Origin of the sequence: Ruegeria sp. HKCCD4315 (genome assembly GCF_013112245.1) — a bacterium.
GTDB lineage: Bacteria > Pseudomonadota > Alphaproteobacteria > Rhodobacterales > Rhodobacteraceae > Ruegeria.
The window spans coordinates 715,701-739,264 of sequence record NZ_WVRN01000001.1 but is presented as its reverse complement, the minus strand read 5'-3'; the positions used below and the strand labels follow the sequence as shown (position 1 = coordinate 739,264).

Annotated in this window: 18 protein-coding genes; 11 read left to right on the top strand and 7 right to left on the bottom strand. The window is 57.8% G+C overall.

Going from position 1 to position 23,564, the window contains the following annotated elements; translation table 11 throughout:
* Positions 1-51: 51 nt before the first annotated feature.
* From GS646_RS03685 to GS646_RS03660, 6 genes are all read right to left on the bottom strand, one after another.
* Positions 52-1,356, bottom strand: coding sequence for an FAD-binding oxidoreductase (locus GS646_RS03685; protein ID WP_171647588.1), 1,305 nt, complete (start codon positions 1,354-1,356; stop codon positions 52-54).
* On the bottom strand, positions 1,353-2,027 hold the full coding sequence (locus GS646_RS03680; RefSeq protein ID WP_171187063.1) for a TetR/AcrR family transcriptional regulator: 675 nt from the start codon (positions 2,025-2,027) through the stop codon (positions 1,353-1,355). Before GS646_RS03680 ends, GS646_RS03685 begins: the two co-directional genes overlap by 4 nt.
* Positions 2,028-3,572: a trimethylamine methyltransferase family protein gene (locus tag GS646_RS03675; RefSeq protein WP_171647590.1), complete on the bottom strand. Its 1,545-nt coding sequence runs from the start codon at positions 3,570-3,572 to the stop codon at positions 2,028-2,030.
* A gap of 2 nt (positions 3,573-3,574) precedes the next feature.
* The gene (locus GS646_RS03670; RefSeq protein ID WP_171187067.1) at positions 3,575-5,977 is read right to left on the bottom strand and encodes an FAD-dependent oxidoreductase; all 2,403 of its coding nucleotides are present in this window, start codon (positions 5,975-5,977) and stop codon (positions 3,575-3,577) included.
* Positions 5,978-6,090: 113 nt separating this feature from the next.
* Complete coding sequence (locus GS646_RS03665) at positions 6,091-6,720, bottom strand: glutathione S-transferase family protein (RefSeq protein WP_171647592.1); 630 nt, start codon at positions 6,718-6,720, stop codon at positions 6,091-6,093.
* Positions 6,721-6,738: 18 nt separating this feature from the next.
* Positions 6,739-7,236 (bottom strand): class I SAM-dependent methyltransferase, encoded by a 498-nt coding sequence (locus GS646_RS03660; protein WP_371732018.1) that lies wholly within the window; start codon positions 7,234-7,236, stop codon positions 6,739-6,741.
* Positions 7,237-7,469: 233 nt separating this feature from the next.
* On the opposite strand from GS646_RS03660, the gene GS646_RS03655 reads away from it, so the two are divergent.
* From GS646_RS03655 to GS646_RS03635, 5 genes are read left to right on the top strand one after another with little or no spacing between them, the layout of a single operon-like run.
* A complete protein-coding gene (locus GS646_RS03655; RefSeq protein ID WP_171187070.1) occupies positions 7,470-9,242 on the top strand; it encodes an ABC transporter ATP-binding protein in 1,773 nt (590 codons plus the stop codon).
* Complete coding sequence (locus GS646_RS03650) at positions 9,235-11,148, top strand: ABC transporter substrate-binding protein (RefSeq protein WP_171187072.1); 1,914 nt, start codon at positions 9,235-9,237, stop codon at positions 11,146-11,148. Before GS646_RS03655 ends, GS646_RS03650 begins: the two co-directional genes overlap by 8 nt.
* Positions 11,149-11,162: 14 nt before the next feature.
* On the top strand, positions 11,163-12,191 hold the full coding sequence (locus tag GS646_RS03645; RefSeq protein WP_171187074.1) for an ABC transporter permease: 1,029 nt from the start codon (positions 11,163-11,165) through the stop codon (positions 12,189-12,191).
* Positions 12,188-13,342 carry an ABC transporter permease gene (locus GS646_RS03640; RefSeq protein WP_171187076.1) on the top strand — a complete coding sequence of 385 codons (1,155 nt, stop codon included), beginning with the start codon at positions 12,188-12,190 and terminating at the stop codon, positions 13,340-13,342. The genes GS646_RS03645 and GS646_RS03640 overlap by 4 nt, the downstream gene beginning before the upstream one ends.
* Positions 13,339-14,691, top strand: a complete 1,353-nt coding sequence (locus tag GS646_RS03635; RefSeq protein WP_171187078.1) for a CoA transferase — start codon at positions 13,339-13,341, stop codon at positions 14,689-14,691. Before GS646_RS03640 ends, GS646_RS03635 begins: the two co-directional genes overlap by 4 nt.
* A gap of 84 nt (positions 14,692-14,775) precedes the next feature.
* Here GS646_RS03635 and GS646_RS03630 read toward each other — a convergent pair whose 3' ends face one another.
* Positions 14,776-17,157 (bottom strand): mechanosensitive ion channel family protein, encoded by a 2,382-nt coding sequence (locus GS646_RS03630; RefSeq protein WP_171094410.1) that lies wholly within the window; start codon positions 17,155-17,157, stop codon positions 14,776-14,778.
* A gap of 391 nt (positions 17,158-17,548) precedes the next feature.
* Here GS646_RS03630 and GS646_RS03625 point away from each other — a divergent pair, with 391 nt between their 5' ends.
* Genes GS646_RS03625 through GS646_RS03600 form a run of 6 tightly spaced genes read left to right on the top strand, consistent with a single transcriptional unit; the run spans position 17,549 to position 23,555 of the window.
* Positions 17,549-18,763 carry a glycosyltransferase family protein gene (locus GS646_RS03625; protein WP_171094413.1) on the top strand — a complete coding sequence of 405 codons (1,215 nt, stop codon included), beginning with the start codon at positions 17,549-17,551 and terminating at the stop codon, positions 18,761-18,763.
* The gene (locus tag GS646_RS03620; protein ID WP_171647594.1) at positions 18,760-20,007 is read left to right on the top strand and encodes a glycosyltransferase; all 1,248 of its coding nucleotides are present in this window, start codon (positions 18,760-18,762) and stop codon (positions 20,005-20,007) included. Before GS646_RS03625 ends, GS646_RS03620 begins: the two co-directional genes overlap by 4 nt.
* Positions 20,007-21,083, top strand: coding sequence for a glycosyltransferase family 4 protein (locus GS646_RS03615; protein ID WP_171647595.1), 1,077 nt, complete (start codon positions 20,007-20,009; stop codon positions 21,081-21,083). The genes GS646_RS03620 and GS646_RS03615 overlap by 1 nt, the downstream gene beginning before the upstream one ends.
* Positions 21,080-21,664, top strand: a complete 585-nt coding sequence (locus GS646_RS03610; protein WP_171187086.1) for a histidine phosphatase family protein — start codon at positions 21,080-21,082, stop codon at positions 21,662-21,664. The genes GS646_RS03615 and GS646_RS03610 overlap by 4 nt, the downstream gene beginning before the upstream one ends.
* A complete protein-coding gene (locus GS646_RS03605; RefSeq protein WP_171647597.1) occupies positions 21,661-22,803 on the top strand; it encodes a glycosyltransferase family protein in 1,143 nt (380 codons plus the stop codon). Before GS646_RS03610 ends, GS646_RS03605 begins: the two co-directional genes overlap by 4 nt.
* On the top strand, positions 22,800-23,555 hold the full coding sequence (locus GS646_RS03600) for a polysaccharide deacetylase family protein (RefSeq protein WP_171647599.1): 756 nt from the start codon (positions 22,800-22,802) through the stop codon (positions 23,553-23,555). Before GS646_RS03605 ends, GS646_RS03600 begins: the two co-directional genes overlap by 4 nt.
* The last annotated feature ends 9 nt before the right edge of the window (positions 23,556-23,564 follow it).

Here is a 23,564-nt window from a genome sequence, read left to right as displayed (position 1 = left end):
GGCCACCTTCGTTGCCAGCCCCGCATGACGTAGAGCATTTGTGGCCCGCGACTAGCCCAGCACCGAGAAACTGCTTTCTTCGTTGATCGGGCGTTTGCGGGAATAGAAGCCCACATCAATGTTCCGCTTGATATAGGGCAGCTCGAACTGCAGCGGCTCTGCGTCGTGGTCGGCACCACCTTCACAATACGAGATCAGAGCCGTCATCATCTTACCCGCAATCGGCGCGTTCTTATACTGGTTCCCGCTGGAACCGCACGCCATGTAGAACCCCGGAAGACTGGATTTGTCATAGATCGGAATCCAGTCGGTGGACGCATCATACAGGTCAACAACTCCCCGCGTTTTCGATGGGATGCCAAGACTGGGGACGCGTTGCGCATAGCGCATCGCCTGCGTAGTCCATTGGTCAGTGAACTCATGGTTATAGTTCACATCGTCCTCGCACCACTGATGCGGATCACATTCCGGGTCTTCTGATCCGACAAGGATATGGTTTCCATGTTCCGGGCGACAATAACAGGCAATGTCGCTGTCCGAGACGATGGTTCCGTCATTTTCAAAGTCGAACCCTTCTGGTGCCGGAACATGTACCACCTCTTGCCGCAAGGGACGGGTTTTGATGGTCATGTCGTTCAGAACACCGGCCATCTCGTTGATGATCGCCGAACCCGGCCCCGCTACGTTGACCACGACCTTGGCGTGGATTTCCTCGCCCGACGCCAGTTTGACACCGGAAACGCGCCCGCCCTCGGTCAGTATTTCGGTGACTTCAGCTCCAGTGCGCACTTCGGCCCCATGCTGTTTCGCGGCATCCATCAGGTTCTGCGCAGACAAGGCCGGGTCGGTGACGTATCCCGCTTGCGGCCAATACACACCCCCGGTCATCTTCCGCCCGTTGGACTGGCCGAATTCCGGATCATCCATACGACGCGCCGGGGCAAAGCTATCCAACGAATAAACCGGCAGACGCTCGACGACTTTCTCAGCCGACCATTCCTCAAAGGGGCAGTCCAAATCCGACGAATTGCGCATGTGCTTTTCCAACATGCCGTTTGCGTCGGTCTTCATGACCAGACATCCCGTTTCACGGAACTGGGCCAGATTGGCATCTTCGGGCAGATCCAAGTAGTCGGCCCAGTCCCGCCAATAATGGTAGCCTTCCCACGCAAATGCGGTCCCGTCGAAGGTCGAGTAGTGCATCCGGATAATGGCGCAGGACCCTGCGGTAGATCCGTGACCGACCTGAGTGTTACGGTCCAGTGACAACGTTTTCCAACCTGCTTTGGACATCTCGAACGCGATTGCTGCGCCGATCACCCCGGTGCCGATAATGATAGCGTCTGGTTGACTCATGTCAGTTCTCCTTTCCAATAGCGCATTGAATACACGCTGAATTCTTCGACTTCTTCAGGTTTCGGCTTAACGCCCGTGAAGGCATAGAGGTAATGCGGAACCATAGAAACTCGCGTCTCTATGGGTTCGTTCAACTGCGCCAGATCGTAACCAATCTGCATGTAATACAACACGCGTGCGCGCGTCTCAGATTCGATGTCGGAATAGCCATAGCGGGCAAACATAGCGTGCAGCGCCTCAAGCCTCCGTGCATCGGATTGGTCCAGCGCCCGCCGCACCTTGCCGGATTTGCGCGCCCAGTCACGAACGGCAAAGTCCAGCGCAGTATCGAACAGTTCTGTATTCACCACACATCGATGCACATTGCAAACGGCTGCCGTGATCGTCTCGGCCGAGGCTTCGGCTTGTGCGACCAATGCTGCGGTGTTGGTCGCCTGCCAACGGGCCAGGAGTGCATCCAACAACTCCTGCCGGGACTTGAAATACCAATAGAAAGATGATCGCGATACAGCCATCCGCTCGGCCAGGTTCAGAACCTTGATCTGGTCCACGCCGTCCGAAATCAGCACATCCATCGCCACGTTCAGCCAGTCGTCACGCGTGACCTTGATGTTGCCGACCAGAGGTTCGGCTTCGGGGTCGTCGCGATGCAGGATGGGTTTGGAATTCATTCAACTCTCCGGCGGTGCACCGCCTTCGGCGGTTCGGCGATTGATGAAATCGTGCAAGGCACCCAATTTGTCACCATCAACTGTTGGAGCTTTGAAGTCATTCAGAATGCCCTTCCAAACGCCAGCCGCCCGATGGTTGGCATCTACTGCACCTCGCTCGGTCCAGGTGCCAAAGTTTGCATAATCGTGCAGATGCGGTTGATAGAACTCGGTGTTATAGCGTTCCATGGTCTGGCTTGAGGCAAAGAAGTGACCGCTGGGTTCTACTTCACGCAAGGCAGTATCAAATCCGATCTCGACCGCGCCCGCTTGCGCGCCCGCGCAAAGTTCGGCCACCATGTTCAGGACCTCAGCATCGCAGACCAGTTTTTCGAAAGATACGGTCAGACCACCTTCCAGCCAGCCAGCAGAGTGGATGATCACGGTCGCCCCGGCCATCAAGCACCCCCACAAACCAAACTGGTTCTCGTTCGCGGCCTGCACATCGTTGATGTTTGACGCTGATCCTGCAGCAGACCGCCAGGGCAGCCCAAGATGCCGCGCCAGTTGCCCCGCCGCCAGGGACGCTTGGAAATGTGACGGAGTACCGAATGCAGGCGCACCGGATTTCATGTCTACATTGCTTGTGAACGTTCCATAACAGACCGGAGCACCGGGCTTGGCCAACTGCGTCAGGGTCAAAGCTGCAAGCGCCTCGGCATGGGACAAAGTGATCGCCCCCGCCACCGTAATCGGTGCCATCGCCCCCATCAGGGTAAACGGTGTGATGATCGACATCTGACCATGACGTGCAAAGTCGATCAGACCTTGCGCCATCGGAATGTCCAACGTGCGCGGGCTGTTGGTGTTGATGATTGTGTAGCAATGCGCATTGCCCCGGAATTCATCATCCGCAAGGCCACGGGCTGTGGACAGCATCTCAAAGCAATCCATCACCTGCGGCGTGCCACGCGAGAAAAAGAACGGGAACTTGTCCGTTAGTTCCATCTGTGCCTGTGTCGTAAAATAGTGGCGCAAATGGGTTGGAACGTCCTGCGGCTCGACCTGAGGCGAAATCATCTGGAACACATCGAAATGATGCGTAAGCTTCAGAAACTCCAGATAATCCTGCCCTGTCGCGGGGCGACGACCGCGTTCAAGATCGGTTGCGTTCGGCGCGCCCGCGCCTGGTTGAAACACCAGCGAACCCAGTTCAAGCGTGAAGTCCCTCCGCCGCGCGCCGGCTCGGCAATCAATAGAATTGGGGGCCGAGGCCACCGCGGCCTCGATCATTTCGCGCCCAATGAAGACCATTTCACTGTCTTCGTCTACGCGCGCGCCACCTTGTTTGAAAAGCTTGCGCGCCTCGGGCAGCAGTACCTTTACGCCCAATTCTTCCAACGTACGCAACGCGGTTTCATGCATGTCCGCAATTTGCTCCGCCGGAAACACCTCCATTTGCGGGAAAGGGTTCTTGAGCTGGCGATAGTTCACGTCGCGGCTGGGTGGCGGGGCGGCCTCAGCCCCCCGTCCGCGCCGCCTGCGTCCTCGGTCCTGAGCGCTCATGATCAGCCTCGCATCGCTTTGCCTTGCGGGTCATAAGGCGACGGCGCAACCACGCGTGCCGACCGTTCCACGCCAACAACGTGGACGGACAATTCCGTGCCCGGTTCAGCTTTGTCGCGGTCGATCAGCGCCATTGCCAGCGATTTGCCGGTGTAATGCCCATAGCCACCCGAGGTCACAAAACCAACGCGTTCACCATTGGCCCAGATCGGCTCGTACCCGCTGGCATCCGCATCAACCGCATCGATTTCCAGCGTCGCCTGCACCTGTGCCGGACCATTGCCATCACGTTCGGCCAGCGCGGCCTCTTTACCGACAAACTCTTTTTCCCAATCGATCCAGCGATCCATGCCGGTCATGCCGGGTGTATAGGCTTGCGTGAACTCCGCTGACCAAATGCCAAAGCTCTTTTCCAACCGGGTCGACCCCATGGCGTTGAAACCAACCTCGCGAATGCCTTCTTCGGCACCGGCCTCCAACAAGATACGGCGCAGCTTGATGTGGTCACCATAGCGGCAGTTGATCTCGTACCCTTTTTCGCCGGTCACCGACATACGCGCCACGCGAGCCCGAACAAGGCCGATGTCAAAATCGCCGCAGCCCATGAACTTGAGGCCAGAGATGTCCTGTTCCGCCAGCTTCTCGACCACGGCCTGCGATTTCGGCCCAACCACGGCAAAGCCGCAATATTCCTCACCTAGATCACGCAGCTCGACACCTTCAATCATGTGATCGTCGAACCAGCGCATGTGCCAGGCGCGCAGATAATAGCTGCCCATGATCCACCAGGTACCGTCGCCCCAGTTCAACACGGTCAGGTCACCCTTGAGCCGCCCGTCCTCACCCAGCATTGGGGCCAGTTTCGCGCGCCCCGGGGCAGGCAGTTTCGAGGCCATCACCCTGTCGAGCCACGCTTGGGCATTCGGGCCGGTGACTTCAAACCGCGAGAAGCCCGAAATATCCATCAGGCCCACACCTTCGCGGATGGCCTTGCACTCTTCAGCCACGATGTCATGTGCGTTGGACCTTTTGAGCGTCGGCGTTTCTTCGAACCCTTTCTCTGCGAAATACAGCGGCACTTCCAGATCCCAACTGACGCCCCATTTGCAGCCTGCTTCTGTCATTGCGTCATGTGCCGGGGCCATCTTGAGTGGACGGCCTGCGGGCAGCTGTTCGTTCGGATAGGTCATCACAAAACGACGGGAATAGAATTGCCCAGTGGTTTCGCGGATATAGCGTTTGTTCTGTGCATAATCGCCATAACGGGCCACATCCATGGACCAGGCGTCGGCCTCGGGCTCACCATGGATCATCCATTCGGCCAGCGTCTTGCCAACGCCACCCCCTTGAAGGAAGCCCGCCATCACAGCGCAAGCCGACCAATAGCCACGCTTGCCGGGGACAGGCCCGACCAAAGGATTACCATCAGGTGAGAACGTAAAGGCCCCATTCACCCATGTCTTGATGCCAACATTTTGGATTGAGGGGTAACGCTCAAAGCCCAGGGTCAATTCGTTCTCGATCCGGTCGAGCTGTTCCTGGAACAATTCTTCACCGTAGTTCCAGGGCGCGCCATCCATGGCCCAGTGCTCGTGATCGACCTCGTAAATGCCGACCAGAACACCTTTCTGGTCCTGCCGCATATAGGTGAACCCTTCAAGATCCACGGTCATCGGCATCTCAAAATCGGCGGAAGCAACTTCTGGCACCGTGTCGGTGATCAGATAGTGGTGCTTAAGCGGCGACACCGGCAGCTCGACACCAGCCATGCGCCCGACCTGCTTGGCCCAAAGACCCGCAGCGTTCACAACGTGTTCGCAAGTGATCGTGCCTTTGTCGGTCACAACCTGCCAGCCATCATCGGTCTGGATCAGTTCTTCGACCTTGGTTTCCTCGTAATACTCAGCGCCACGTTTCTTGGCTGCTGTTGCATAAGCCTGCACGGTGCCGGTTGTGTCGATATACCCTTCACGATCCGCCCACATGGCCCCGATAACGCCATCCGTCGACATGATCGGGCAGCGTTTCTGTGCCTCTTGCGGGGTCAGCAATTCACAATCATCGATGCCGATGGACTGGAAAATACGGTAATTGGCCTGCAACCACTCCCACCGTTCAGGCGTTCCGGCAAGGGTCAAACCACCTGTCATGTGCAGACCGATATTCTGGCCCGACTCCTTTTCGATCTCGCTGAGAAGGTCGATGGTATAGGCCTGCAATGTCGCCATGTTCGGGTCAGCGTTCAGTGCATGGATGCCACCCGCCGCGTGCCAAGAAGACCCGGACGCCAATCGCCGCCGTTCGAGCATAACAACATCGGACCAGCCGAACTTGGCAAGGTGATACAGAACCGAGGCGCCGACAACTCCGCCCCCGATGACCACAACGCGATACTGAGATTTCATCCGAACCTCTCCCAAAACAGAATCTGCGGAGACGCTAGTGACACTGTTCACTTCTGTCTAGACATTTCTGTACAGTCTGGGTCAGCAGGAAACCGCACCCAAAAATCCGTTTACTACAGGCTGGCGCTGGGGCGGGATTTTATGTTTTCAAACCATGCAGTTGTGGCGACGTTACCCTCGGGAATTCGCATTTTGATCACCCGCGCAAAATCCACAAACACAAAGGCCGAAATATCGGCGAGCGTAAATTCATCCCCTGCAAGGAACCGGCTTTCCGTCAATCGCGCTTCCAAAAGATCGTAAAACCGCGCCACACGATCTTTTCCCCGCTGCGCCAGTTCCGGGATCTGAGCATAGTTGGACGGGCCAGGAATGGCGCGGTCTTTGAAAGCCGGATGACTGTTGCGAAGTGTTTCGGCGATGGGCAAACCACCCTGCTGCTCGACGATCGCATTCCACATCAGAACCAAACCTTTTTCATCCGGGTTTCGCCCCATCAAAGGTGGTTCGGGGCAACGCGCTTCAAGATATCCGGCAATTCCCATGTTTTCGGTCAGAACTGTGCCTTCATCGGTGACCAGTACAGGCACAGTGGCGCGCGGATTGATGGCGCGAAACGCCGCGCTCAATTGCTCGCCCTTGGCGATCGAGACTTCGCGGGTCTCGATCTCAAGCCCTTTTTCCGCAATGAACATGCGGGCACGCCTGGGGTTTGGGGCTGTTGAGCAGTCGTAGAAAATCATGCTGGCGTCCCTTTTTGGTCAGCGACGGTAAATGAAACAGCGCCCCTCGACAGCGCCTGCGGGCAGCGGCATCTCCGTCAGCCCTTCGAAATACATACGGTCACTTGACACCATCAGGCCACCCGGGGCCAGTAATGGCTCGATCAGCGGCGACACGAAACGTGCAAATTTATCGTTCTTTTCGCGGTTGTGCCCGCCCAAATCCGCATGGATCAAGCTTGCGGTCGCACCAAAACGGTCAACCGATGACGGCAACGTCTCGCGCACATCGCCCAGAATTACTCGATCCTCGGGTGGGGTCGAATCTGGGTGCGAGGCGACCGCGCGTTCGAAAACGTAAACTGGACGCTCATCCATATGCTGCACCAGATGGTGATAAGTGCGCCCATTGCCCAGACCCAGTTCGAACACCGGACCGGCCATGCCGCGGGTATGCGCAATGGCAAAATCCAGACAGGCACGCTGCGACATCATGCGGTCGATGAACAGATCCAGACGGCTTTGATTCTCGGACACCGGTAAATATCTCCTTGATACCAATCGAAAGCATAGATGCGTCCGATGCGGCCCTAGATGACAAATTCTCAAGACTTTGTGTAGCGATGAAGCCCAAAGTTTCACATTTCCGCGACATTTCAGCATAAGAACGGGTTTGACTAGACGGGCGGAACCGCGCGACACTGATGAAAAAATCACGGGGAGTTGAAACAACCGATGTTACCTATTGGCCAAACGGGTAGAAAACCCGCATGAGCGCGTTGTTGTCCGTCAGAAACCTGAGCATTGGCTTTGGTACGGGCAATTCCGTGGTCACGGATGTGAACTTCGACGTCGAGGCCGGCCAGACGCTTGCACTGGTGGGTGAATCCGGATCGGGCAAAACAATCACATGCCGGGCCGCTTTACGTATTCTACCCCGCTCTGCACAAATCCGCAGCGGCACAATAACTCTGAACGATTCCAAAGGGATGTCGGAACTGACATCGATCTCTGAACGCGAGATGCGCAACATTCGCGGTAATCGGGTTTCGATGATCTTTCAGGAACCCATGCGCTCGCTCTCGCCTTTGCACAAGATCGGCAATCAGGTCAGCGAAGTCCTTTGGCTGCATCGCGGGTTGTCCGAGGCTGAAGCCCGGAAACAGGTTATGACCCAGTTTGACCGCGTGGGCTTTCCAGATCCGCAGCGTGCCTATGACTCGTACCCGTTCGAGCTGTCAGGTGGCATGCGTCAGCGCGCCATGATCGCCATGGCAATGGTATCCAAGCCCGAACTTCTGATTGCGGACGAGCCGACCACTGCGCTTGACGTAACGACACAGGCACAGGTGCTTGGCCTAATTAAAGAGTTGCAACGCGAGACCGGCATGGCGCTGATCCTTGTCACCCATGACCTCGGCGTGGTTGCCAATATGGCCGAGCAGGTGGTGGTCATGCACAAGGGCCGCATTATGGAATCTGGCCCCGCCGCACCGATCCTGACCGCTCCAGCGCATCCCTATACTAAACAGTTGTTCGACGCCGCTCCCGCAATACCGGATCAGGATGCCGTAGGGATTCCCATGCCTGACGAAGATCTGATCCTTCAAATGAAGGGTGTGTCCAAGACCTATACGATGAGGTCCAGCAAGGGGTGGCAGGCCGACAAGGCAATTTATGCCTGCCGCGGCGTGGACCTTAATCTGTCGCGCGGAAAAACGCTTGCCATTGTTGGGGAAAGCGGATCAGGCAAGACAACGGCCGCCCGCATTGCTCTGGGGGCAGAACTTCCGGACCCCGGCGGCGAAGTTCTTTTCCGCACCGCGCCTGACGCTGACCCAATCACGGTACACAGCATGACGCGTGCCCAGCGCACGGCGTTTCAGCGAAAAGCGCAGATGGTGTTTCAGGACCCTTACAGCTCGCTGAGCCCCCGCATGCGTATCCAAGACGCAATGACCGAGCCGCTTGAGATCCACAAGATCGGCACCGTGGCTGAACAGCGCGAGAAGGCGGCCGAGATGCTGCAACGCGTTGGCCTGACAGAAGACATGCTGAAACGCTATCCCCACGCTTTCTCCGGCGGGCAGCGGCAGCGCCTTTCAGTGGCCCGCGCCATGATGCTGGACCCGCAGCTGATTGTTTGTGACGAACCTACGTCGGCTCTGGACGTCTCGGTTCAGGAGCAAATCCTGACCTTGTTGGAACACCTGCAAGACAGTCTGAACCTGTCTTATCTGTTTATCTCGCACGATCTGGCCGTTGTCGCCCGGATCGCTGATGAAGTTGCCGTCATGCGGCGCGGCCTGATTGTCGAACAGGCCCCGCCCGAAACGCTTTTCTACAATCCGCGTCACCCTTACACCAAGGCGCTGATTGCCGCTCAACCCGAACCCGACATCAACCGTCCGATTGACCTGCAAATGGTCTCTCTGGGCGCCGGCGCGCCGGACAGTTGGGAAGAAGCCTTCCGTTTCTCGGACACCGTGATACCTTCATTGGTGGAATTGGAACCGGGCCATAAGGTACGTTGCCATGTTTAAGACCACTCGCCCCCTGATCCTGGCCGCAATGCTGGCCCTTTCGGGGATGCTGCCCGCGACGGCAGAAACCCTTCCTGCTCCTCAGGAAAGCACCTTCTGGAGCTCTGAGGTTGAGGCCGGCAATCTTCCGCCTGTTGAAGAACGTCTTCCCAAGGAACCGCTGGTTGTTGATCTGGCCGCCAAAGGTCGCGAATTCGGAACGCAAGGTGGCACCCTACGCACGATGGTGACGCGGTCGAAAGATATCCGCCAAATGGTCGTCTATGGCTATGCTCGCCTTGTCGGGTTTAACCAGGACTATGAAATTGTGCCCGACCTGCTGGCCTCGTTCGAGAACGAAGACAATCGCAAGTTCACGCTGAAACTGCGGGAAGGGCATAAATGGTCGGATGGCTCACCCTTTACGTCAGAAGACTTCCGCTATTGGTGGGAAGAGGTCGCCAATAACGAACTGCTCAGCCCCTCGGGCCCGCTTGAGTTTCTGATCGTCGAAGGAAAGTCACCCACTGTCACCTTCCCTGATGAAACCACGGTGATCTTCGAATGGGAGGATCCAAACCCGGACTTCCTGCAAACGCTGGCGAATGCCCGGCCGCCCTTTATCTACCGACCGTCCGCCTTCCTCAAACAGTATCACGAGAAATACGCCGATCCCGAGGAATTGGCGTTTCTGGTTGAGGACGCAAGGGTCAAAAGCTGGGCCGCGTTGCACAACAAGCTGGACAACCTTTACAAGTTCGACAACCACGAACTGCCGACATTGCAACCTTGGCTGAACGCAAGCTCGGGTAAAAAGATCCGCCACAACTTCGTGCGCAACCCCTATTATCACCGTATCGACAGCAACGGGGTGCAACTGCCTTATATCGATGTGGTCGAGATGGAGATTGTGGCCCCCGGCCTAGTTGCCGCCAAGACCAACGCAGGTGAAAGCGATCTGCAAGGTCGCGGGTTGGCCTTCCGGGACGCGTCGATCCTTAAAAAAGGCGAAGCTCAAGGCGGCTACAAAACACTGCTCTGGAAAACCGGCGTAGCGTCCCAAGTCGCGATCTATCCGAACCTCAACTTTGCAGATGACGTCTGGCGCGACGTGTTGCGTGACGTTCGCGTGCGACGCGCTTTGTCGCTGGCCATAGACCGCAACACAATCAATCAGGCTCTGTATTTCAAACTGGCGCGTCCCGCGGCGATGTCCGTGCTGCCCGCATCGCCTTTCTACAGTGAAGAGAACGCCGCAGCCTGGGCGCAATACGATATTGATCAGGCCAATGCCCTGCTGGACGAAGCCGGTCTGACTCAGCGCGACAAGAATGGCATCCGCCTGTTACCCGATGGCCGCCCGATGGAGTTGATCATCGAAACCGCCGGTGAACGACAAGAGGTCGAGAACGCGCTGCAAATCGTCACCGACAACTGGCGCGAGATCGGGGTCAAACTGGTGATGCGTCCGCTGGACCGCGACATTCTGCGCAACCGCGTGTTTGCGGGCAACTCGATGGCGTCAGTTTGGTTTGGATGGGATGATGGCATCCCGCAGGCACATACGTCCCCTGCCTATCTGGCGCCCACCGATCAGGTGTTTCTGGCCTGGCCCAAATGGGGTCAATATTACCAGACAAAAGGCGAAGCTGGCGAAGCCCCCGACATGCCCGAAGCTGAACGCCTGATGGAGCTGGCCCATGATTGGGAAATCGCCACAAGCGATGAAGAACGCATGGCTGCCTGGACGGAAATGCTGAAAATTCATGCGGACCAACTATATGCGATTGGTATCCTGAACGGCGCGCCCCAGCCTGTCGTTGTGTCAAACCGTCTGCGCAACGTACCGGAACAGGCTATGTGGGCATGGGAGCCCGGCGCGCATTTCGGTATCCATCGCCCGGACGAGTTCTTTTTCGCCGACTAAGCAGGAGCAGCAAAATGGTCATGCTGCGCTATGCGGTGTATCGATTCTTCACGATGCTGCTGACGCTGTTGGTGGTCTCTGTTCTGATTTTCACAATCATCAACCTGCCGCCCGGTGACTACCTGAGCAACCAGATTGCCGAGCTTCAGGCCTCGGGCCAATCTGCCGGTGTCGCCAAAGCCGAGTTTCTTCGCACGGAATACGCTCTGGATCGTCCCATCTGGGAGCAATACCTGATCTGGATGGGGTTCTGGCCCGGACCGCACGGCTTTTCTGGATTGATTCAAGGGAACTATGGCTGGTCATTTGAATTTGACCGACCTGTTTCAGAAATTGTTGGCGATACGCTTTGGCTGACGGTCGTCGTCAATCTGGCCGCAATTCTGTTCGTCTATGCAGTTGCGCTTCCATTGGGCGTTATAGCGGCTGCACGGTCGCGGACGTGGATCGACTATACCTCGGCCTTTGTCGGATATTTGGGTCTGGCCACACCGAACTTCCTTCTGGCTCTGATCTTGTTCTACTACGGACACCAGTATTTCAACCTGCCCATCGGCGGCCTTATGGATCCCAAATTCGAAGGCGAGCCGATGAGTTGGGACAAGCTGAAATCCATCCTCGTTCACTTGATCGTGCCAACCTTTGTGATCGGCACGTCGGGGGCCTCGGCCATGATGCAGCGCCTGCGGGCAAATATGCTGGATGAGCTTGGCAAGCCTTATGTCGAAACTGCGATTGCCAAAGGTATGGCCCCGTCGCGGATGCTGACCAAATACCCACTGCGCGTGGCGTTCAACCCTTTCGTGGCCGATATCGGCAACCTGCTTCCGTCAATGGTGTCAGGCTCGGTTCTGGTTTCTGTTGTTCTGGGCCTACAAACCATTGGCCCGACCCTGCTGACGGCTTTGAAAACACAGGATCAGTTCCTTTCGGCCTTCATCCTGATGTTTGTCGCCTTGCTGACGCTGATCGGTACGATGATCTCGGACATTCTGCTGGTGATGCTCGATCCGCGCATCCGTTATGAGGGGCGCGAAGCATGACCGAACGTCCCGATGACCGCTTTGTCGATGACGCGCCTTTTGACCCACAGGCGTCTGTTCAACAGCTCGAACGCGCCGATCTGGACGCACCAAACTGGGTGCTGGTCTGGCGCAAGTTCCGCACCCACAAGCTTGGATTGATCTCAGGCATCTTCCTGCTGTTGTGCTATCTGATGTTGCCCTTTGCCGGGTTCATCGCACCCTATGGACCCAACGACCGCAATGGCGAGCACCTTTATGCCCCGCCCCAATCGGTTCACTGGTTCCATGAGGGTGAGTTTATTGGTCCTCATGTATATCCCATCGTTGCCGAAGCGGATCTTGAGACATTCCAGTGGAAATTTGTGCCCGACACAGACGACCCACGCCCCATCAGGTTCTTTTGCGAAGCGTCAGACTACCGTCTGGCCGGGTTCATACCATCCGACACCCACCTGTTTTGCGCCCCCGAAGGCGCCACCCTGTTCCTGTGGGGGTCTGACCGACTGGGGCGCGACATATTCAGCCGCATCCTCTATGGCGCTCAGCTTTCGTTGACAGTGGGTTTGATCGGTATCTCAGTGTCGTTCTTCCTGGGCATCTTGTTCGGCTCGATGGCGGGTTATTTCGGCGGGCGCATCGACTGGACGATCAACCGCGTCATCGAAATTCTGCGTTCGTTGCCGGAACTTCCTTTGTGGCTGGCGCTGTCCGCCGCCGTGCCATCGAACTGGAGCCCTGTTGCGGTCTTCTTCATCATCTCGATCATTCTGGGTATACTCGACTGGCCTGGCCTGGCGCGTTCTGTTCGCGCCAAGTTTCTGTCACTGCGTGAGGAAGAATATGTGCGTGCGGCTGAAATGATGGGCGCGAGCTCGGGCCGGGTGATCCGCAAGCACCTGCTGCCAAACTTCATGTCGCACCTGATCGCATCGGCCACGTTGTCGATACCAGCCATGATCCTGGGTGAAACAGCACTTAGTTTCCTTGGGTTGGGCCTGCGAGCGCCTGCCGTCAGTTGGGGTGTCATGCTGAATGATGCGCAAAACCTCGCCTCGATCGAGATTTACCCGTGGACGGCCATCCCGATGCTGCCGATCATCGTGGTCGTGCTGGCTTTCAACTTCCTCGGTGACGGGCTGCGCGACAGTCTGGACCCCTATCAGCAATGAGCCTGCTCGCCACCCTTCCTGCTGCAGACAGCTATCGCAGAACGGGTGACGGCGCGCTGCCAAGTGCTTTCGCGGTATCTGAGATGGCGACAGCCAGCTTTGCGGCGGTTGGTCACGAAATGGCCCGGTTGATGCAAGCGCTCAACCTGTCGTCTGCTACGCCTGAAATCAAAGTCGATCACCGGCTGGCATCCCTTTGGTTCGGCTATTCTTTCAAACCAGACGGTTGGGAAATGCCGAGCCTCTGGGATGCGGTCGCGGGCGACTATAAAGCCTCGGACGGATGGATACGCCTGCACACCAACTTACCTCGCCACCGGGCGGCTGCGCTGAAGGTTCTTGGTACTCCGCCTGATCGCGAGGCCGTGGCAACTGCCGTCAAGTCATGGTCTATAGCGGATCTCGAAACCGCAGTGGTGGCAGAAGGTGGCGTTGCCGCTGCCATGCGCAGTCGAACCGAGTGGCTGGAACATCCGCAAGGCCGCGCCGTGTCACGTGATCCACTGATTGGCTGGCAAGGGCCGCGCTATGTCAAACTACGCGACAGGCCGCAGGCAACTGCCGAACGGCCCCTGGCAGGACTACGCGTGCTTGACCTGACACGTGTTCTGGCCGGTCCGGTCTCGACCCGAACTCTGGCCGGTTTCGGCGCCGAGGTTCTGCGCATCGATCCTCCGGATTGGGATGAACCGGGTGTGATCCCTGACATCTCGCTCGGGAAACACTGCGCTTATCTGGACCTCAAATCAGACGATGGCCTGGAGCTACTGCAAGAATTGCTGTCTCAGGCGGACGTATTTGTGCACGGGTATCGACCGGGCGCATTGGAGGCTTTGGGTCTGACGCGCGCCAAACGCGACGAATTGGCTCCGAACCGGATCGAGGTCACTCTGGACGCATATGGCTGGCAGGGACCATGGTCCTCCCGACGCGGCTTTGACAGCCTTGTGCAGATGAGCGCGGGCATTGCCCATACCGGCATGGGCTGGGCGCAGGCGGACAAACCAACCCCCTTGCCGGTTCAGGCTTTGGATCACGCGACAGGGTATTTGATGGCAGCCGCTGTTCTGTCCGCCCTGTCAGAGGCCGCCGCAGGTAATTCGATCATGCACGCCCACCTGTCCCTTGCACGCACTGCCGAGCTTTTGGCCGTGCTCGGCAAGGACGATGCCGAAGCTGCACCCATCAGCCCAACAACCGCAGACTACAATACAGACCCCGAACCCTCCGGCTGGGGGCCCGGCCAGCGGCTCAAACCAGCGCTCCAAGTCGGTGGGGCATCTATGCGTTGGGATCTGCCAGCATCAAAACTGGGCACATCCAAGCCTGTTTGGCCCTTTACCGCCTAGGCACCCAACCGTCGCGCGGAACGCGCGGCCCACGCTTTGTGTCGCGTCTTGCCATAGACGCATTCCGAAGCGGCGGGAGAGTCCCTAGCGGTCGTCGCCACCCGGCCCGATGTCGTCCAGATAATCCTCGTCGATTGCAGTCTGTACTGCTCCAGTCACGGCCTCTCGCTGCTTAGGCGTCAGGTCCTCGGCTTCTTTGCCGTCCGCCAATCTCACAGTGACTTCACGGTGTGCAAATTTGATTCCCTCACGAGCAAACAATTCACGAATGTCCTGGTAGACCTTTTTACGCACCAACCACTGATCGCCCGGTTTGGTCATGAACTTGACCCGGATAATCATAGCAGAATCCTGCATCTCAATCACACCCTGCGATTTCAGCGGTTGGATAAAGTTATCTCCGATCACAGGATCGCTCAGCAGTTGCTGACCCAGTTTCTTGATCAGCTTGCGCACCTTCTCGACATCCGTGTCATAGGTGACGCGCAAGGGCAGTTTCATGATGACCCAATCGCGCGAATAGTTCGTCAGCACCTTGATCTCACCAAAGGGGATAGTGTTCAGCGCACCCAGATGGTGCCGCAGTTGCATGGACCGGACCGAGATCTTCTCGACCGTGCCTTTGACATCGCCGATGTCGATATATTCGCCTTTGCGGAACGCATCATCCAGCAGGAAGAACGCACCGGAAAAGATATCACGCACCAATGTCTGCGAGCCAAAGCCAACGGCCAGACCCACCACACCGGCGCCGGCAAACAGTGGGCTGACATTGATGCCCAGCTCCATCAGAGCAATCAGCACAATCGTTACGACAACAACGGCCAGAATCGCGCCTCGGAATAGGGGCAGCAACGTTGCCAGACGACTTTGTCCGCCCTCACCACCTTCATCACCCAGTTCGGCTTCACTCCCGTCATCGACCTCTTCCGCGATTTTACTGTCGATCCAGATGCGGAAGAAGTGAAACAGGATGTAGCCGATGAAGATGATGACCATCACATCCAGCGCGCGCTCGACCGGCAAATCCTGGCTCCAGTCCGCATCCGGGTACCAGATGACGACAAGCGCATAAGCCCCGATCACAAAGGCCAGAATGCCGGCCACGCGGCGCGCCAGATCTTCGTAGGTCAGGAGATATTGCTGGCGCTGCTCGGCCTCGGGCGTTTCCGCCGGGGCGATCTCGTCATCCTCTGCCGCCGCTTCTTCGTTGATTTCGTCAATCATACGGGACCGGTCGAAATACCGTTCCAGCAGATAGTTCATCGCCCCATAGGCGATGACGACGGACATGAAGATCAGATAGCTGCTGGCAATCAGGGGAATTGGCGTTGGATTCTCCAGCGCCAGATCAACGGCCAAACGGAACCAGCTAAACACGACGTAGACGATGAGGACCGGCGCCCAACCATAGGACACAACCCGCAACAACCAGGATACCTGATCCCCAGCCCGTCCGCCGCGGATCGCGTTCGAGATGGCCCGTGCGTTGAACAGGATCATCAGAACGTTGCCCAACGCGCCAATCATCGTCAGCCCACCATAGACCATGGCATAAACGTTGTAGTTCAGGCCAAAATCCGCGACCCAGGTCGCAAACAATACAACCGAGATGTCATAGGTTGCTAAGGCCGATGCCCAGATGTAAAGCCTGCGGGCGTTTTTGTCCGAGAAAGGTGGCAGTCTGTATTGGCTCAGATAGGGCGACAGAACCATCCGCCACAGATCGGATACAGTACGCGCGAGGAAGAACGCCGTGAAAATAGCCGTGACTGTAAACTGGATCGAGATGTCCTCGGCCTCGCCGAAGAACAGGTATCCAACAATCAGCGCCATCAGCATGGCAAAGATCGTGCCTCCAATCCCCATCACAAAGCGGAAGACAAGGAAAGGCATCTTTTCGCGGTATCCAACAGGGTCGTCTTTGACCCGGGCCACAACCCAGCGCCGAGCAAAGCGTTTGCCGTAAATCTCGATCGACAGCCAACGCCCCAACAGCAAGAACAGGACGTTCCAGCCCAAGACCTCAACATAAGTCTGGATGCGCCCGTCAGGGCTGGTCTGACGTAGAATATACTGCACTTCGAACACTGAATAGGGCAGCGCCTCGAGCCTCGATTGCATCGAATCGCGGAATTTCGAGAACCGCTCCTGCGCCTTCATCAGCTGCGATCCGTCGCTCATGGGGTTGTTTGCCCCACCGCCGCCTTCGGCTGAGCCTGCCTCTGCTCCGCCCGCCGTTGTCACGACCTGACCGGCGCTGTCTATGACAATCACACTTGCACCGGCTTCGCTGGCAGCGCGGATCGCGGCGGCAAGATCGTTTTCGGGCACCGTATCGGATGTGCTGCTCGATCCCGAACCGTAACCGGGAATCAACGATGTCTGCGCCGAAACACTGACCGGAAAAGCCAGAACGAAAGCCCACAAAGCCAGGACTATTGCGGCCAGAAAGGTATGTTTCATAGGGTCTTGCATCCAGTTTTTCCGATGCAGGTCAGATTAAACAAGCGTTGAAGGCAGTTCAAACACTCGCACGTCTCTGTCTCAATATCGTGTAGAGGCGTGGTATTGGCGCACAGGCGTGTTGCAGCTATTTTCAATCTGGCAAAAATTGAATATGACTTAGCACAGGTTGCGGGCGCCCTTATGTCAGCGATTTCTTTGATGCTTTTGCAATCCTATCCAAGCTTTGGTGCGATATGTCGCTAACTCGTCAATATGCTGTTGCCAAATCGCAATGCTTGGAACATTTGCAGGGGCGCATTTCCGCCTTTGGCAAGCACGACAAAAAAATATACGATAACGCTTGCGAACGCGCGGATTTCGCATCGAGATCAAGAAGACGGGCAACTCTATGAGCCTTGGCACCACCACCTCAAAACCGGACCGCGCGCCGCGTATCCTGTTTTACAGCCACGACACGTTTGGCCTTGGCCACTTACGCCGGTCGCGGGCTTTGGCCGCTGCAATCACGCAGGCCGACCCCAGCGCGTCTGCGCTTATCCTGACCGGTTCTCCGGTGGCAGGAAGGTTTACCTTTCCCCGCCGCGTCGATCACGTGAGATTGCCCGGTGTGACCAAGCGCGCCGATGGCTCTTACGCGGCACGTACGATCGGAATGGGCATCGATGAAGTGACCGAGCTTCGCTCGGGCCTGATCCAGACGGCCGTTCAGCAATTCGACCCCGACGTACTGATCGTCGACAAAGAACCAACCGGGTTTCGCGGTGAACTGCTGCCAACGCTGAATTATCTGGAGCGGAACTGTGGCACAAAACTGGTGCTGGGGTTACGGGATGTTCTGGATGAACCCGAAGTTCTGGCCGCCGAATGGGCACGCAAAGAAGCTGTTGAGGCGACCGAGCGGTTTTATCACGAAATCTGGGTCTATGGCTTGAAGTCGATCTATGACCCAACTCAAGGCTTGCCGCTGAGCCCCGCCGCGCAATCCCGCATTCATTGGACAGGTTATCTGCGGCGGGATCTGGGCCCGGTGGGTGAGCCGCCTGAGCAACCCTATATCCTGATCACCCCTGGCGGGGGCGGAGATGGCAAAGCGATGGTGAACCTGGTTCTTTCTGCTTACGAGAAAGACCCAGACCTGTCTCCACGTGCAATGCTGGTCTATGGCCCCTTCCTGTCGGGCGAACTGCGCGAGGAATTCGAAACACGTGTTGCCGCTTTGAACGGGCGCGTGACAGCAGTTGGCTTTGAATCTCAGATCGAAACGCTGTTTGCGGGGGCCGAGGGCGTTGTGTGCATGGGCGGCTACAACACTTTTTGCGAGGTTCTGTCCTTCGACAAGCGCGCCGTCATCGTTCCGCGCACCACGCCCCGGCTGGAACAGTGGATTCGCGCCTCACGCGCGGAAGAGCTGGGCTTGGTCAAAATGCTGGATGAACACCGTGACGGCCTGACCCCCGAGGCGATGATCGCAGCGATCCGTAACCTGCCCAATCAAACCCTACCATCGCAGGCCATCCAGACCGGTTTGCTCGACGGGCTGGACTACGTCACCGACCGCATCGACGACCTGCTGACCTGGGAACAGGAACGAGCCACCGGATGACCTCAGAAATACCTACGCTGGCGGTTGTGGTCAAAGGCTGGCCGCGACTGTCTGAAACGTTTATTGCGCAGGAGCTTGTCGCCTTGCAGGACGCGGGCCATCGGTTCGACATCTGGTCGCTGCGTCACCCGACCGACACCAAGCGTCATCCCTTGCACGACCGTTTCACCGGGCAGGTGCATTATTTGCCCGAATACCTGTATCAGGAGCCGCAGCGAGTCTGGGCCGCGCGTGCGATTGCGCAAACCCTGCCCGGCTATGCCGAAGCTTACCGGATCTGGCGGCAGGACTTGCGTCGCGATCCAACACCAAATCGCATTCGGCGCTTTGGCCAAGCTTGTGTTCTGGCTGCAGAACTACCCCCCGAAGTTCTGGGGCTTTACGCGCATTTCATGCACACACCGTCGTCTGTTGCCCGCTATGCGGCCATCATGCGCGGCTTGCCATGGAGCTTTTCGGCCCACGCCAAGGACATCTGGACGTCGCCCGAATGGGAAAAGCGCGAAAAGCTGCAGGCCGCAACACATGGCGCAACGTTTGGTGCCACCTGTACAGCAATTGGGGCTGAGCATTTGCGGGGTCTGGCGGATGATCCCGATCGCATGGACCTGATCTATCACGGGCTCGACTTGTCGCGGTTTCCGAACCCGCCGACCCGAACATTGCGCGCAGTTGAAAGCCCATTTCATATGATCTCAGTTGGGCGACTGGTTGAGAAAAAGGGATTCGACCGGCTGATCGCGGCTTTTGCCTTGTTGCCCGATAATCTGGACTGGCATTGGACCCATATTGGCGGCGGCGCTTTAGGCGATACGTTGCGGGCAAAGGCGAACGCCGCTGGCATTGGGGATCGCATCGCGTGGAGAGGTGCCTGTGATCAGCCCGAGGTGATCGATGCCATGCGAAAGGCCGATCTCTTTGTTTTGCCCAGCCGTATTGCGGCAGATGGCGACCGTGATGGGCTGCCGAATGTGTTGATGGAAGCTGCCTCTCAGCTGTTGCCCATCCTGTCGACCCCGGTGTCGGCAATCCCGGAGTTCATCGAAACCGGAACACATGGCATCTTGTCCGAGGACGATCCCGCCGCATTGGCAGCTGCCATCGACGCATTGGCCAAGGATCCGCAACAGGCATCTCAGATGGCGCGCGCCGCCTATAATCGGCTGATCGCCGAGTTTCGGATGGACCCAGGGATCGCTCAACTCTCCAGACGCCTGAACGCCATGTGCCTGGAAGACGCATGATGGCGCGGGTCGCATTTTATGCACCAATGAAATCCCCCGACAGCCCGACCCCCTCGGGCGACCGCGAAATGGCGCGGAACCTGATCAAGGCGCTGGCCGCTGAAGGCGACAGGGTTGATCTGGTGTCGGACCTTAGAATCTATGACAAGAGCGGCGATCCCGACCTGCAACGCACCCTGCGCGGCGCTGCAGAAAAAGAAGCACAGAGGTTAATTTCCGACTTGCCTTCGGACACGGCTCTGTGGGTGACATATCACAACTACTACAAAGCCCCCGATTTGTTGGGGCCGCAAGTCTGCAAGGCGCGCGGCATTCCTTATGTTCAGTTGGAAAGCACCCGCGCGTCCAGTCGGTTGACCGGGCCTTGGGCCGATTTTGCAGCTGATGCACATCGAGCCTGCGACGCCGCCGACGTCATCTTTTACCACACCGCCAACGACCTGATCACATTGGAACGGGACCGCTTTGGCGATCAGACCTTGGTCGAGCTGCCACCATTTCTGCCACAATCCGAGCTGCCCCCTGCAACCAGTGGAGAAGGCCCCATGCTAACCGTTGGCATGATGCGCCACGGGGACAAGCTGGCCTCTTACCAGATTCTGGCCGAAGCGCTTTCGCATCTGGCAGGTGAGTGGCATCTGAACATCGCTGGCGATGGACCCGCTCGATCAGAAGTCGAGGCTTTGATGGAGACCTTTGGAGAAAAGGTCAGCTTTCTGGGTCAACTCGACCGCGATGCGCTGCAAGCGGCCTATGAACACGCCTCTCTGCTGGTTTGGCCCGGTGTGAACGAAGCCTATGGTATGATCTACCTCGAGGCACAGGCTGCGGGCGTACCGGTGCTTGCACAAGATCGACCGGGCGTGCGGGATGTGCTGGCCCCCGCAATTTACCCTTCGATCGACGCCGGGGCGCAAGGCTTTGCCATCCGTCTGCAAACTCTGCTGGAGGACGCATCGCTGCGACACTCCCTCGGCGCGGCTGCGCGCAGCTATGTGGCTGACCGTCATCTTATGCCACAAGCCACTGCCCGCCTTTGGGCAACCCTCCGCCCCTTGCTGAAGGACGTGCCATGACCAAGCTTGCGCTGCTTCGCCACGGGCACACACACTGGAACCGCGCTGGTCAGATACAGGGCCGAAGCGACATTCCCCTGGACGATGACGCACGAACGGAATTGGCTGGCTATCGCCTGCCGGACAACTGGGCACAGGCTGACATCTGGTCCAGCCCGCTACAACGCGCCCATGAGACCGCCCAAATCGTCTCGGGTCGCATCCCGCAAACGTCAGGCGCGCTGACCGAGATGAACTGGGGCGATTGGGAGGGTCAACGCGGCGTTGATCTGATCGCGGACACAACAAGCGGTTACAAGCATATCGAAGATTGGGGGTGGGATTTCCGACCGCCAAATGGCGAAAGTCCGGCAGATGTTCGTGACAGGTTGCGCCCTTGGCTGTCCGCGCTGCAAAACGATGCGGTGGCTGTCTGCCATATCGGCATCATGCGGGTCATACTGGCCCAAGCCTGGGGTTGGAATTTTGTTGGCCCTGCCCCCTTCAAGATCAAACGCAATCGGCTGTATATCGTTGATGTGAATACCATGACCGCTGACCCCGATCCCATACGCTTGCCAAAACGAGAGACCTTGCCATGAAGGTGATGATCATCGTCACACACCTGTTGGGAACAGGGCATCTCAGCCGCGCTTTGACCCTTGGTCGTGCATTTCGGGATGACGGGCACGAGGTCATGGTGGTGACGGGCGGAATGCCTGCACCGCAGCTGGACAGCAGTGGAATGACGTTGTTTGGCCTGCCCCCTTTAAGGTCGGACGGCACCAATTTCACCCGCTTGCTGACCGAAACCGGCGAAGAGGCTGATGCCGCCTATCATGAGGCGCGTGTGACGGCTCTGGTACAGGCTGTAAAAACGTTCCAGCCACAGGTGCTGATCACCGAGCTTTATCCTTTTGGTCGCAGATCGCTGACCGCCGAGTTCGACGCAGCGTTGAGCACAGCAACAGAGCTGCCGGTACGTCCGGTTGTTCTGGGGTCGATCCGAGATATTCTGGCCCCGCCCTCAAAACCCGCCAAGGCCGAGCGCGCAGACGATATTGTGACCCGGTACTATGACGGCGTACTGGTTCATTCGACCGAAAGCGTGACGCCCCTATCCGTCAGTTGGCCGGTTTCAGATCAACTGTCGGGCCGGTTGCACTATACCGGCTTTGTTGCGCCTGAATTGCCCCAACCTCACCCGGATTTGGTGGGTGAAGGTGAAATTCTGGTCAGCGCCGGCGGCGGCTCTGTTGGGCAACCGATCTTTCGTGCGGCCATCGAGGCCGCCCGCCAGATGCCCAACAGGCGCTGGCGTCTGTTGGTGGGCGGTACGGATGCCAAGGCGCGGATTGCCGAACTGTCGGAACAGGCCAAAGGAACCTCGGTCATTCTTGAACAAGTGCGCCCGGATTTTCGCCAGATGTTGCCGCTTGCGGCAGCGTCGGTCAGTATGTGCGGCTACAACACCGCGATGGATATTCTGCAAAGCGGAACACCTGCGGTTTTTGTCCCATTCGATGACGGCAAAGAGGTTGAACAAGGTCTGCGCGGGCAGAGCTTGTCCGGCCTGTCCGCTATTGAAGTTCTGGAAAGTCAATCGCTGAGCGGGGCCGCACTTGCCCAAGCGGTTGAACGCATCATTGCCGATGGTCCCCGCGCAAAGCAGGATTTCGGATTTGACGGCGCTGCCCAAAGCGTACGCATCGCTAAACGCCTGTTGGAGCTGCGTGCATGACCCCCGACTGGCACCCTCTGGACGCCGAGCTGGATCACTGGCGTGCATCGGGTATGTCATTTCCGCTCTGGTGGCGTGACGATGACGCCGTCGCTCCAACTCCTCAATTGGACCAATTGGCTGATATGTCTGCGGAATTGGGCCTACCTGTTCATCTGGCTGTCATTCCCCACCACGCGACCCCGGCATTGGCCGAGTATGTCGCGGACCGACCTTGTTTGATCCCTGTGGTGCATGGCTGGGCGCACTATAACCACGCGCCTGTGGGAGAGAAGAAGGCCGAGTTCCGTCTCAATCGACCGCTGGACCAGATGGTCGATGATGCAAAGGCAGGAATGGCCCGTCTTGATGCGATGTTCGGTGGTAACCTGCGTCCCATGTTTGTTCCCCCGTGGAACCGCATCGCGCCCGAGATGGTCGCGCAACTTCCCCGCCTGGGCTTTCGTGTCCTGTCCACTGCGACGCCGCGCCAAACACCTTTTGCCGCACCGGGGCTGGGACAAATCAACACCCATCTTGACCCGATTGACTGGCGCGGCACACGCAGTCTGATCAACCCCGACATCCTGATCGCGCAGACAGTTGATCTGTTGCGCGACCGGCGCGAAGGACGCGCAGACAACGCTGAACCATTTGGCATATTGACCCATCATCTGGTCCATGATCAGGACATTTGGACCTTTACCGAGGCCCTGCTGCGCAAATTGTTGAAAGGCCCGGCCACGATCTGGGTCGCGCCTAAGAACGAATAAGGACACCAC

Coding starts and splice junctions, on each gene's coding strand:
- GS646_RS03635 (WP_171187078.1), top strand. CDS start 13,339: ATGAGCCTGCTCGCCACCCTTCCTGCTGCAGACAGCTATCGCAGAACG.
- GS646_RS03655 (WP_171187070.1), top strand. CDS start 7,470: ATGAGCGCGTTGTTGTCCGTCAGAAACCTGAGCATTGGCTTTGGTACG.
- GS646_RS03620 (WP_171647594.1), top strand. CDS start 18,760: ATGACCTCAGAAATACCTACGCTGGCGGTTGTGGTCAAAGGCTGGCCG.
- GS646_RS03610 (WP_171187086.1), top strand. CDS start 21,080: ATGACCAAGCTTGCGCTGCTTCGCCACGGGCACACACACTGGAACCGC.
- GS646_RS03685 (WP_171647588.1), bottom strand. CDS start 1,356: ATGAGTCAACCAGACGCTATCATTATCGGCACCGGGGTGATCGGCGCA.
- GS646_RS03680 (WP_171187063.1), bottom strand. CDS start 2,027: ATGAATTCCAAACCCATCCTGCATCGCGACGACCCCGAAGCCGAACCT.
- GS646_RS03675 (WP_171647590.1), bottom strand. CDS start 3,572: ATGAGCGCTCAGGACCGAGGACGCAGGCGGCGCGGACGGGGGGCTGAG.
- GS646_RS03605 (WP_171647597.1), top strand. CDS start 21,661: ATGAAGGTGATGATCATCGTCACACACCTGTTGGGAACAGGGCATCTC.
- GS646_RS03630 (WP_171094410.1), bottom strand. CDS start 17,157: ATGAAACATACCTTTCTGGCCGCAATAGTCCTGGCTTTGTGGGCTTTC.
- GS646_RS03600 (WP_171647599.1), top strand. CDS start 22,800: ATGACCCCCGACTGGCACCCTCTGGACGCCGAGCTGGATCACTGGCGT.
- GS646_RS03665 (WP_171647592.1), bottom strand. CDS start 6,720: ATGATTTTCTACGACTGCTCAACAGCCCCAAACCCCAGGCGTGCCCGC.
- GS646_RS03615 (WP_171647595.1), top strand. CDS start 20,007: ATGGCGCGGGTCGCATTTTATGCACCAATGAAATCCCCCGACAGCCCG.
- GS646_RS03645 (WP_171187074.1), top strand. CDS start 11,163: ATGGTCATGCTGCGCTATGCGGTGTATCGATTCTTCACGATGCTGCTG.
- GS646_RS03640 (WP_171187076.1), top strand. CDS start 12,188: ATGACCGAACGTCCCGATGACCGCTTTGTCGATGACGCGCCTTTTGAC.
- GS646_RS03625 (WP_171094413.1), top strand. CDS start 17,549: ATGAGCCTTGGCACCACCACCTCAAAACCGGACCGCGCGCCGCGTATC.
- GS646_RS03670 (WP_171187067.1), bottom strand. CDS start 5,977: ATGAAATCTCAGTATCGCGTTGTGGTCATCGGGGGCGGAGTTGTCGGC.
- GS646_RS03650 (WP_171187072.1), top strand. CDS start 9,235: ATGTTTAAGACCACTCGCCCCCTGATCCTGGCCGCAATGCTGGCCCTT.